The 10,494-nt window shown below is 69.5% G+C and carries 12 protein-coding genes and 1 pseudogene; 12 read left to right on the forward strand and 1 reads right to left on the reverse strand.

Features of this window, described 5'->3' with window-relative positions; all coding sequences use genetic code 11:
- Positions 1-325 (forward strand): annotated as a pseudogene (locus VOI19_RS06670) (DNA-protecting protein DprA); the annotation flags it as partial.
- 76 nt (positions 326-401) lie between these two features.
- Entirely contained in the window at positions 402-1,301 is a 900-nt protein-coding gene (locus tag VOI19_RS06675; protein ID WP_323792188.1) for a tyrosine recombinase XerC, read from the forward strand.
- 22 nt (positions 1,302-1,323) lie between these two features.
- Here the strand turns inward: VOI19_RS06675 and VOI19_RS06680 are convergent, their stop codons facing one another.
- Positions 1,324-1,899, reverse strand: coding sequence for a M23 family metallopeptidase (locus tag VOI19_RS06680; RefSeq protein WP_323792178.1), 576 nt, complete (start codon positions 1,897-1,899; stop codon positions 1,324-1,326).
- A gap of 419 nt (positions 1,900-2,318) precedes the next feature.
- On the opposite strand from VOI19_RS06680, the gene rpsB reads away from it, so the two are divergent.
- The 10 genes from rpsB to VOI19_RS06730 all read left to right on the forward strand — a co-directional run.
- The gene (gene rpsB, locus VOI19_RS06685; protein WP_323792179.1) at positions 2,319-3,287 is read left to right on the forward strand and encodes a 30S ribosomal protein S2; all 969 of its coding nucleotides are present in this window, start codon (positions 2,319-2,321) and stop codon (positions 3,285-3,287) included.
- 35 nt (positions 3,288-3,322) lie between these two features.
- Positions 3,323-4,135 carry a translation elongation factor Ts gene (tsf, locus tag VOI19_RS06690; RefSeq protein WP_323792180.1) on the forward strand — a complete coding sequence of 271 codons (813 nt, stop codon included), beginning with the start codon at positions 3,323-3,325 and terminating at the stop codon, positions 4,133-4,135.
- A 17-nt stretch (positions 4,136-4,152) separates the two neighbouring features.
- Positions 4,153-4,557: a hypothetical protein gene (locus tag VOI19_RS06695; protein ID WP_323792181.1), complete on the forward strand. Its 405-nt coding sequence runs from the start codon at positions 4,153-4,155 to the stop codon at positions 4,555-4,557.
- Between the two features lie 54 nt (positions 4,558-4,611).
- Complete coding sequence (locus VOI19_RS06700; protein ID WP_323792182.1) at positions 4,612-5,727, forward strand: SPFH domain-containing protein; 1,116 nt, start codon at positions 4,612-4,614, stop codon at positions 5,725-5,727.
- 22 nt (positions 5,728-5,749) lie between these two features.
- Positions 5,750-6,898: a TFIIB-type zinc ribbon-containing protein gene (locus VOI19_RS06705; RefSeq protein ID WP_323792183.1), complete on the forward strand. Its 1,149-nt coding sequence runs from the start codon at positions 5,750-5,752 to the stop codon at positions 6,896-6,898.
- A gap of 92 nt (positions 6,899-6,990) precedes the next feature.
- Positions 6,991-7,704 carry a UMP kinase gene (pyrH, locus tag VOI19_RS06710; RefSeq protein ID WP_323792184.1) on the forward strand — a complete coding sequence of 238 codons (714 nt, stop codon included), beginning with the start codon at positions 6,991-6,993 and terminating at the stop codon, positions 7,702-7,704.
- Positions 7,705-7,785: 81 nt separating this feature from the next.
- Entirely contained in the window at positions 7,786-8,340 is a 555-nt protein-coding gene (gene frr, locus VOI19_RS06715) for a ribosome recycling factor (RefSeq protein WP_323792189.1), read from the forward strand.
- Positions 8,341-8,363: 23 nt separating this feature from the next.
- Positions 8,364-9,245: a phosphatidate cytidylyltransferase gene (locus VOI19_RS06720; RefSeq protein ID WP_323792185.1), complete on the forward strand. Its 882-nt coding sequence runs from the start codon at positions 8,364-8,366 to the stop codon at positions 9,243-9,245.
- 64 nt (positions 9,246-9,309) lie between these two features.
- The gene (locus VOI19_RS06725; protein ID WP_323792186.1) at positions 9,310-9,693 is read left to right on the forward strand and encodes a hypothetical protein; all 384 of its coding nucleotides are present in this window, start codon (positions 9,310-9,312) and stop codon (positions 9,691-9,693) included.
- 74 nt (positions 9,694-9,767) lie between these two features.
- On the forward strand, positions 9,768-10,494 hold a 727-nt coding region (locus tag VOI19_RS06730), incomplete at its 3' end, for a glycerol-3-phosphate dehydrogenase/oxidase (protein ID WP_323792187.1).

A 10,494-nucleotide genomic window follows, 5' to 3' on the forward strand; every position in this document is an offset into this window, starting at 1 on the left:
CGGCGTCCACGAGCACCTGCGCAGCGGCGCCATGTCACTGGTCACCTCGGGCGCCGACGTGCTCGAGCTGGTGGGGGAGTCCGGCGCTCATCTTGTCGAGCCGGCCCGGGCTCCGATGACCGTGCGCGACCGGCTGACCTCGCGCCAGCGCCAGGTGCTGGACGCCGTGCCGGTGGTGCAGGCAGTCGGACCCGACTCGATCGCCCGGACCGCGGGGATGGGGCTCCTCGAGGTGCGCGCGGCCCTGGCCAAGCTGCGGGAAGCCGGCCTGGTCGGCCACGACGAGGACGGGTGGCGGCTCACGGTGCTGGCTCACACACGGTGAGCCCCCTGGCTCCTACGATCAGGAGGTGAGCACGAGCGAGGTCGACGAGGCTGAGGAACAGGGCCTGCCCGAGGCGATGATGCGCGTGCTCGCCGACTACGAGCGGCACCTCGTCTCCGAGCGGGACCTCACCCCCCACACGGTGCGCGCCTACCTCGCCGACATCGCCGGCGTGCTCGACCACGCGCACCGCCTCGGTCAGGACGACGTCGCCGAGCTGGACCTGCGCACCTTGCGCAGCTGGCTCGCCAAGCAGCAGAGCATGGGCCGCTCGCGCACGACGCTCTCGCGCCGTGCCACGGCTGCCCGGGTCTTCACCGCCTGGCTCGCCCGCACCGGCCGGGCGCCCCACGACGCCGGTTCGGCCCTCGGCTCGCCGAAGGCACACCGCACGTTGCCCGACGTGCTGCGCGCCGACGAGGCCCGCGACCTGCTGAGCGCCGCAGCCGAGCTCGCCGACGACGGGAGTGCGATCGGGTTGCGCGACGTGGCGATGCTCGAGCTGCTCTACGCGACCGGCATCCGGGTCGGCGAGCTCGTCGGGCTCGACGTGGACGACGTCGACGACGCCCGGCACCTCGTGCGAGTGCTCGGCAAGGGACGCAAGGAGCGCTCGGTGCCTTACGGGCGTCCGGCCGCGCGGGCCCTTGAGTTCTGGCTCCGCCAAGGCCGCCCGCAGCTGATGGTCGAGGGAGCGGGCGCCGCGCTCTTCCTCGGCGCCCGCGGTCGACGCATCGACCAGCGAGCCGTGCGCACCCTCGTCCACCGTCGGATCGCCGACGTCCCGGGAGCCCCGGACATCGGGCCGCACGGGCTGCGCCACTCCGCCGCCACCCACCTCCTCGAGGGAGGGGCCGACCTCCGCTCGGTGCAGGAGCTCCTGGGTCACGCCTCCCTGGCCACGACCCAGCGCTACACCCATGTCACGACCGACCGCTTGCGGCGCGCCTACGCCCAGGCCCACCCGCGCGCCTGACCACCGGGGTGGGACATGGGTGTCAGAACGCCCCCACCAGGTCGAGCAAAGGGCGCCAGGAGCCGTAGGGCAGTACGTCGCGTGCCGCGCTCGGCAGGGGCGCGGGAGCGGCGCTCCACAGCGGCAGCAGGCGCACCGGCCCGGCTCCCACGAGCCGGAGCGGATCGAGGTAGGTCTCACCCTCGATCCAGCCCCAGTGCAGGCACGCCCTCGGCAGGCAGTGCGAGCCGGTGACCTCGAGCTCACCGAGCCGATCGCCGGCACCGACGACGTCCCCGACGGCGACGTGCGGACTGACCGGTTGGTAGGTCGTACGGGTGGCGCCGTGGGCGACGACCACGACCCCTCGCCCGGCCAACGATCCTGCGTAGGTGATCCGGCCGGCCAGGGCCGCCAGGACCCGCTGCCCGGCGACCCCGGCCAGGTCGACGCCCCGGTGCCCGGCCGCATAGGGCGACGCAGGCGCCTCGAAGCCTCGCGCGACGCCGGGCTCGGGTCGCAAGGGCCAGACGCCGATCGGGTCGGGCTCCGTCGTGGCCACGACAGCGAGGAGCAGACTGGTCAGGACGTGTCGGCGCAGACGCCGTGGGAGGGTCATGGGCAGCAGGGTGCTCCGACGGCGAGGACCATGCGCGGGTCACGCGGCCGACTGTGGACGTGCACCCCGCCCCGACCCGCTGGGGAGGGCTTCTGGCGCAATTACCTTCTTGCCCCGGCCCTGGACTATGCTGACCGCATCACTCTCCGGAGTGAAATTCGCACGTCTGTCGACCACGACGGCGCCGCGCCCCTGGGGCGAGGAGCCGAACACCCGTGGGCGTCGACCCTCAGTCCAGTCCGAGACGCAGCATCTTCGGGCCGGTCGGGTCACGCGCAGGCGTCAGGGCTCCCGACATCCGTCGGGCGCAGAAACTGAAACCAACCGGAGTCACCGCCGGTGCGTCCTGACCTCACAGTCAGGTGCAACACCAAGGACGCACGCACGGCGGGGGATCTCCTCAGGAAAGAGAAGACATCATGGCAGTCGTCACCATGCGCCAGCTCCTCGAGAGCGGCGTCCACTTCGGGCACCAGACCCGTCGCTGGAACCCCAAGATGAAGCGCTTCATCATGACCGAGCGCAACGGCATCTACATCATCGACCTGCAGCAGTCGCTGGCCTACATCGACCGCTCCTACGCCTTCGTCAAGGACGTCGTCTCCAAGGGCGGCACCGTGATGTTCGTGGGCACGAAGAAGCAGGCCCAGGAGGCGATCGCCGAGCAGGCGACCCGCGTCGGCATGCCCTACGTCAACCAGCGCTGGCTCGGTGGAATGCTCACCAACTTCCAGACCGTGCACCAGCGCATCAACCGTCTCAAGGAGCTCGACGAGGTCGACTTCGACGACGTCGCCGGCAGCAGCCGCACCAAGAAGGAGCTGCTGCAGATGCGTCGCGAGCGCGACAAGCTCAACAAGTCGCTCGGCGGTATCCGCGAGATGACCCGCACGCCGGCCGCGATCTGGATCGTCGACACCAACAAGGAGCACCTCGCCGTCGAGGAAGCTCGCAAGCTCCGGATCCCGATCATCGGCATCCTGGACACCAACTGCGACCCCGACACCGTCGACTTCCCGATCCCGGGCAACGACGACGCCATCCGCGCGGTCGGTCTGCTGACCCGCGTGGTCGCTGACGCCGTCGCCGAGGGCCTCATCGCCCGCTCCGGTGCCAAGACGGGCGAGAAGGCCCCGGGCGCCGAGGAGCCGCTGGCCGAGTGGGAGCGCGAGCTCCTGGCCGGCGACGCGTCGAAGGCTGCTTCCGACGCCACCGCCGCCCCGGCTGCCGAGACCCCGGCCGCTGAGGCCACCGGTGCGTCCTCCGAGGGTGCTGCTGCAGCCGAGACCGCTGCTGCCGCCACCGAGGAGACCGCTGCCCCGGCCGAGTCCGCTGTCCCGGCCGAGTCCGCCGAGACCGCTGAGGCGCCCGCCACCACCGAGGCCTGAGCCCGGTCGACTGAGATTCGAGGATAGATAACCCCATGGCGAACATCACCGCTGCAGACGTCAAGAAGCTCCGCGAGCAGAGCGGCGCCGGCATGATGGACTGCAAGAAGGCCCTCACCGAGGCCGATGGCGACTTCGACAAGGCTGTCGAGCTGCTGCGCATCAAGGGTGGCAAGAAGATGGCCGAGCGGGCCGCCGAGCGTGAGGCGTCGGCCGGTCTGGTCGCCACCTCCGGTGGTGCCCTGGTCGAGCTCAACTGCGAGACCGACTTCGTCGCGAAGGGCGAGCCGTTCATCAAGGCCGCCCAGGCGATCGCCGAGGCCGCTGACGCGGCCAAGGCCGGCGACGCAGCGGCGCTCAAGGCTGTGGAGATCGACGGCGTGACCGTCGAGACCATGGTCAACGAGCTGGCTGTCTCCATCGGCGAGAAGATCGAGCTCGGACGCGTCGCGCACTTCGACGGTCCCGTCGCGGTCTACATGCACAAGCGTGCCGCTGACCTGCCGCCCGCCGTCGGCGTCCTCGTCGAGTACGAAGGCGACGAGGCTGCTGCCAAGGGGGCCGCCATGCAGGCTGCCGCCATGCGCCCGCAGTACCTCACCCGTGACGAGGTCCCCGCGGACGTCGTCGCCAAGGAGCGTGAGATCGCCGAGGCGACCTCGCGCGAGGAGGGCAAGCCCGAGCAGGCGATCGCCAAGATCACCGAGGGTCGCCTCAACGGCTTCTTCAAGGACGTCGTGCTCCTCGAGCAGCCGTCGGTGACCGAGAACAAGAAGTCGGTCCAGGCCGTCCTCGCCGAGTCCGGCACCACCCTGAAGCGGTTCGCCCGCTTCGAGGTCGGCGCCTGATCCGTCTGATTCCTTCGATGGCCGATCACTCCTTCCGGAGTGGTCGGCCATCGGGTTTTTTCCGCGGACTCCTCGGGGCGCTGCTGGTGGGTGCGCTGCTCAGCGCGTGCTCCGACGACCAGCCGGACGGCGTCCCCCCGCCAGCACCCGAGAGCGAGACGTACGTCGCTCCCGCAGGCGTCCTGCTCGCACCTCCCTCGGTCCCGGAGGAGGACAACTCGAGCTTCGAGGTCTTCCTCGACCTCGTGGAGCACACGCCGCCCGGGGAACCCGGCTCGTCGTTCGTGCTGACCGGGTCCGACAACTACACCACCGCGTCGTTGACGCGCCCAGAGCTGCTCCTACGTCTCAACGGGCCCAGGCGTGGTCGGTTCGCACGCTACGAACGATGGGTCGACCGACTCGTGGCTCGTGGCGAGTAGTCTCGCCGCGAAGCAGCCCGAAGCATCGTCCTGAGCGCACGAGAGGCCATCCCCATGGGTTTGTTCGACAAGGTCAAAGGCCAGTTCATCGACATCGTCGAGTTCCTCGACGACAGCCGCGACACGCTCGTCTGGCGGTTTCCTCGTCAGGGCAACGAGATCAAGAACGCAGCCCAGCTGATCGTCCGCGAGGGGCAGGTGGCGGTCTTCGAGAGCGAGGGCCAGATCGCCGACGTCTTCACTCCAGGCACCTACACGCTCGAGACCAAGAACCTGCCCATCCTCTCGACCCTCAAGGGCTGGAAGTACGGCTTCAACTCGCCGTTCAAGGCGGAGGTCTACTTCGTCGGGATGCGTCAGTACACCGACATGAAGTGGGGCACCCAGAACCCCGTCACGCTGCGGGACGCCGAGTTCGGCATGGTGCGTCTGCGGGCCTTCGGCACCTACTCCCTGCAGGTCGTCGACGCCGCCAAGATGCTGCGCCAGCTCGTCGGCACCGACCCGCAGTTCCGCACCGACGAGGTCTCGGAGTTCCTGCGCCAGAACATCGTGAGCCAGGTCGGCACCGCGCTGGGCAACTCGAACCTGCCGATGCTCGACCTCGCGGCCAACCAGCAGACGATCGCCGACACTCTGGCCGGCACGCTCACGACCAACCTCGCCGACTTCGGCATCAGCATCCCCCGCTTCGTGATCGAGAACATCTCCCTCCCGCCGGAGGTGGAGGAGGCGCTCGACAAGCGCACGTCGATGGGGGTGCTCGGAGATCTCGACCAGTACACCAAGTTCCAGGCGGCCGAGGCCATCGGTGACGCCGCCAACAACCCCGGTGGGGCGGGCGAGGGCATGGGCATGGGGATGGGCATGGCCCTGGGGCAGCAGATGGCCAACTCCCTCAACCAGCAGTCGCAGCCGGCCCAGCAGGCCACTGCCGGGGGACCACCCCCGATCCCGGGCGCCGCGGCCGCGTTCTTCCTCGCCGTGGGCGGCCAGCAGGTCGGCCCGGTGACCGTGGCCGAGATGCCGGCCAAGGTCGCCTCCGGCGAGCTCACCCCGACCACGCTCGTGTGGCGCGACGGCATGGCTCAGTGGGCCGCTGCCTCCGAGCTGCCCGAGCTGCGCGCCATCTTCCCGGCGACGCCGCCGCCGCTCCCGCCCCAGGTCTGAGGCCGCAGGAAGACCCGCGCCCATGGATGAGCGCCCACCCCCGCCGGCGCCCCCGCCGCCGCCCCCGCCGCCCCCGCCGGCAGCACCGCTGAGCTCGACCTGCCCCAACTGTGGGTCGCAGACCACCTATGCACCCGGCACGACCGCGCTGCGCTGCAACTCGTGCGGCTCGATGCTCGAGATCGCCGGTCTCGACACCGAGATCAACGAGCACTCCTTCGACGACTGGCACGCCCGGCACGGTGCCGTGGTGATGGCCGACCTCGGCGGCCAGGTCGTGCAGTGCCAGAACTGCGGCGCCAGCACGGAGACCACCGACCTCGCCGGCGCGTGCCAGTTCTGCGGGGGCGCGCTGGTGGCGCTCGACCACCCGGAGGGGCTGGTGGCGCCCGAGGCCGTGGTGCCCTTCCACGTCGACCAGCGTGGCGCCAAGGATGCGTTCGGCGAGTGGGTCAGGTCGCGGTGGTTCGCCCCCGGTGCTCTCAAGAAGGTCGGGTCGACCGAGGCGCTGCACGGCACCTACGTGCCGCACTGGACCTTCGACGCCCAGACGCACACCGACTACCGCGGTCAGCGCGGCGACTACTACTACGTCACGGTCACCGACCAGGTCTCCGACGGCAAGGGCGGCACCCGCACGGTGACGCGGCAGGAACGACGTACGCGGTGGCGACGGGCCTCGGGGCACGTCTCGCGCTTCTTCGACGACGTGCTCGTGGTCGCCAGCAACCGGTTGGATCCCAAGAAGCTGCACAAGATGGGGCCGTGGAAGCTGTCCGAGGCCCGGCCGTTCCAGCAGGAGTTCCTCACCGGCTACTCGGCCCTGCGCTACGACGTCGACCCGCACGCAGGCTCGGCCGAGGCCCGCCGGGAGATGCGGCAGGTCATCGACGGCGACTGCCGTCGCGACATCGGCGGCGACGAGCAGCGGGTGCAGGACTTGGACATCACCTACTCGCAGGCGATGTTCAAGCTGATGCTGATGCCGCTGTGGATCGCTACCTACCTCTACGGGGGCAAGACCTTCCAGGTGATGGTCAACGCCAACACCGGTGAGGTCGTCGGCGACCGCCCGTGGAGCGTGCCCAAGATCATGGCGGCGGTGCTCGCGGCGGCCCTGGTGATCGGCACGATCGTGGCGCTCGTCATGCTCGAGCGGGGCAGCGGGTAGGAGCACGACAGACTCAGCGCTGCATCGGATAGGTTGCTACGGGGTCGAACCGACCCCGTGACCGACGAAGACGACGACCAAGGGGTTCACACGTGGCCGGATACGAGCGAGTACTCCTCAAGCTGTCGGGCGAGGTGTTCGGAGGCGGCAAGGTCGGGGTCGATCCGGACGTCGTGGCGAACATCGCCCGCGAGATCGCTGCGGTCGCCAGCGCCGGCGTCCAGATCGCCGTGGTCACCGGCGGCGGCAACTTCTTCCGAGGCGCCGAGCTGCAGCAGCGGGGAATGGACCGGGTCCGCGCCGACTACATGGGGATGCTCGGCATCGTCATGAACTGTCTGGCGCTCCAGGACTTCCTGGAGAAGCTCGGCATCGAGACCCGCGTGCAGACCGCCATCACGATGGGGCAGGTCGCCGAGCCGTACGTGCCGCGTCGCGCGATCCGCCACATGGAGAAGGGCCGAGTGGTCATCTTCGGTGCCGGCATGGGCATGCCCTTCTTCTCCACCGACACCGTGGCGGTCCAGCGGGCGCTGGAGAGCCGCTGCGACGTCGTGATCTACGACAAGAACGGCGTCGACGGGCTCTACACCGCCGACCCCAAGAAGGACCCCACCGCGACCAAGCTCGACGCGCTCACCTTCGACGAGGCGATCTCACGAGGCATCAAGGTCATGGACCAGACCGCCTTCACCCTCGCCAAGGAGAACAAGCTCCCGATGATCGTTCTCGGGATGGCCGCCGAGGGCAGCATCCTGCGCGCCGTGCAGGGTGAGAAGATCGGCACGCTGGTCAGCCCCGGCTGAGCTGCCCCACCTGCTCGACCCGCCAGACCCGTACACCGCTCCGCACCTCGCGAGCACCCCAACGAAAGGCCGTCACCGGTGATCAACGACATCCTCAAAGAGGCCGAGGGCAAGATGGACAAGTCGGTCGAGGCGACCCGTGAGGAATTCGCCGCGATCCGGGCCGGTCGTGCCACGCCCAGCATGTTCTCCAAGATCGTCGTCGACTACTACGGCTCGCCCACGCCGATCCAGCAGCTCGCCTCCTTCACCTCGACCGAGGCGCGCATCATCATGATCGCGCCCTTCGACATCACCGCGATGGACAACGTCGAGCGCGCGATCCGCGACTCCGACCTCGGCGTGAACCCGTCCAACGACGGCAAGGTCCTGCGCTGCGTCTTCCCCGAGCTCACCGAGGAGCGACGCAAGCAGTACATCAAGCTCGCCCGCGGCAAGGCCGAGGACGGCAAGATCGCCATCCGCAACCTGCGTCGTACTGCCAAGCAGAACCTCGACAAGCTCGAGAAGGACGGCGAGGTCGGCAAGGACGACGTCACCGGTGCCGAGAAGAAGCTCGACGTGTTCACCAAGAAGCACACCGACGAGATCGACGAGATGCTGAAGAAGAAGGAGGCCGAGCTGCTCGAGGTCTGACGACCTCGTCCAGCTCGTCCGCGATGACTGCCCCCCGCCCCGACGCCGACCCGGCCCCCCAGCAGGACCACGGTCGTGCTGGTCGCGACCTCAAGGCCGCGATCACCTCCGGTGTGCTGCTGCTGTCGGCGATCGCCGCCTCGCTGGTGTTCTGGAAGCCAGCGTTCATGGTGATCGTCGTCGTCGCCGTGGTGGTGGCGATCTGGGAGCTGCGCCAGGGGCTGCTCGCCAAGGACATTGACCTGCCCGAGCAGCCGCTCATGATCGGCGGCGTGGTCATGGTGGTCGTGGCCTACCTCTACGGCTCCGACGCCCTGGTGACGGCCACGGCGGTCACCGCCCTGGTGGTGATGCTCTGGCTGCTGCGGCGCGGCATCGACGGCTACGTCAAGAACGCCACCGCCTCGGTGTTCACCCTGGTCTACGTGCCGTTCCTCGGCTCCTTCGTGGCCCTGCTGCTCTCCGAGGGCGGTCGCAGCGGCGGCGGCATCGACAACGACGGCGTCCAGGCGATCCTGGCGTTCATCCTGGTGACGATCGCCTCGGACATCGGCGGCTACATCGCCGGCGTCCTGTTCGGCAAGCACCCGATGGCTCCGGTCATCTCCCCGAAGAAGTCCTGGGAGGGCTTCGCCGGCTCCATGGTGGCCACCGTCGGCATGGGAGTCCTGCTCGTCACCGTGCTCCTCGAGGGCGAGTGGTGGGTCGGCGTCATCCTCGGCCTGATCGCGGTCGTGATGGCCACGCTCGGCGACCTGTGCGAGTCGGTGATCAAGCGCGACCTCGGCATCAAGGACATGAGCCAGGTCATCCCCGGCCACGGTGGGCTGATGGACCGCCTCGACTCGCTGCTCGCGACGATCGCCCCCATCTGGCTCCTGCTCCACTACCTGGTCTTCGCTTGAGCGATCGACGGCTGATCCAGGGGGATCGGCCGCGCAGGTCCGCACCGAGCCCTACCATCGTCAGATGAGCACCGACGAGGGCACCGACCGCGCCCTCGACCGGGGCTCGTCGGCGATTCCGGCCAGCCGCCGGCCGAGCTTCTGGCACCGAGGTCACCCGGTGTTCACCCCGCTGGCCGGCTTCTTCACGGGCACGGTGCTGGTCGTGGTGGTGCTGGGGGTCCTGGGCGTGGTCCTCAAGGCGCTCTTCGACGTCGACCTGAGCGAGCACCCCGGTCCGTTCCTCGTCGCCATCCTGGCGTTGTTCGTGCTCAACGTGCTGCTCCTGGTCACCCCGGGCACACGCCGGTTCGCGCGCTACATGCTCTTCGGGCTGGTCATCACCCCGGTCGTCGTCGGTGGTGCCTCGGCGCTGACCCTGTTCTTCCTGATCAAGAACGACGCCTGAGCCGAGCCCCGACGTCTGCGGTCACGCCGGATCGGGCACGCTGGGGGTAGCACCGACGAGAGGAAGGCTCCCCGATGAGGTCCGTCGCACTGTCACCTGAGTTCCGCGAGAAGTCGCTGCGCGCCATGGCCGCCGAGGAGCTGGACATCCTCGTGATCGGCGGCGGTGTCGTCGGCGCGGGTAGTGCGCTGGACGCCGCGACGCGCGGCCTGAAGGTCGGCCTGGTCGAGGCGCGTGACTTCGCCTCCGGCACGTCGAGCCGCTCGAGCAAGCTGGTCCACGGGGGCCTGCGCTACCTCGAGATGCTCGACTTCCGTCTCGTGGCCGAGGCGCTGAAGGAGCGCGGCCTGCTGCTGCAGGAGCTGGCGCCGCACCTCGTGCACCCGGTGCCGTTCCTCTACCCGCTCCAGCACCGCTGGTGGGAACGCTTCTACGCGGGGTCCGGCGTGGCGCTCTACGACGCGATGTCCCGGCTCTCGGGCCAGTCCGGCGTGCCGCTGCACCAGCACCTCACCCGACGCGGCGCTCGCAAGCTGGTGCCCTCGCTCCGCAAGGACGCCCTCATCGGTGCCTTGAAGTACTACGACGCTCAGGTCGACGACGCCCGCCACACCATGTTCATCGCTCGCACCGCCGCGGCGTACGGCGCCCACGTCGCCTCCCGGGCCCGGGTGGTCGAGCTGGTCAAGGAGGGCGAGCGGGTGACCGGTGCTGTCGTGCGCGACCTCGAGTCCGACACCACCGTCACGCTCCGCGCCAAGCAGGTCGTCAACGCCACCGGCGTGTGGACCGACGAGACCC

The organism is Nocardioides sp., from assembly GCF_034670285.1.
Classification (GTDB): Bacteria; Actinomycetota; Actinomycetes; order Propionibacteriales; family Nocardioidaceae; genus Nocardioides.

Coding starts and splice junctions, on each gene's coding strand:
- VOI19_RS06675 (WP_323792188.1), top strand. CDS start 402: ATGATGCGCGTGCTCGCCGACTACGAGCGGCACCTCGTCTCCGAGCGG.
- rpsB (WP_323792179.1), top strand. CDS start 2,319: ATGGCAGTCGTCACCATGCGCCAGCTCCTCGAGAGCGGCGTCCACTTC.
- VOI19_RS06680 (WP_323792178.1), bottom strand. CDS start 1,899: ATGACCCTCCCACGGCGTCTGCGCCGACACGTCCTGACCAGTCTGCTC.
- VOI19_RS06705 (WP_323792183.1), top strand. CDS start 5,750: ATGGATGAGCGCCCACCCCCGCCGGCGCCCCCGCCGCCGCCCCCGCCG.
- VOI19_RS06725 (WP_323792186.1), top strand. CDS start 9,310: ATGAGCACCGACGAGGGCACCGACCGCGCCCTCGACCGGGGCTCGTCG.
- VOI19_RS06700 (WP_323792182.1), top strand. CDS start 4,612: ATGGGTTTGTTCGACAAGGTCAAAGGCCAGTTCATCGACATCGTCGAG.
- VOI19_RS06695 (WP_323792181.1), top strand. CDS start 4,153: ATGGCCGATCACTCCTTCCGGAGTGGTCGGCCATCGGGTTTTTTCCGC.
- tsf (WP_323792180.1), top strand. CDS start 3,323: ATGGCGAACATCACCGCTGCAGACGTCAAGAAGCTCCGCGAGCAGAGC.
- VOI19_RS06720 (WP_323792185.1), top strand. CDS start 8,364: ATGACTGCCCCCCGCCCCGACGCCGACCCGGCCCCCCAGCAGGACCAC.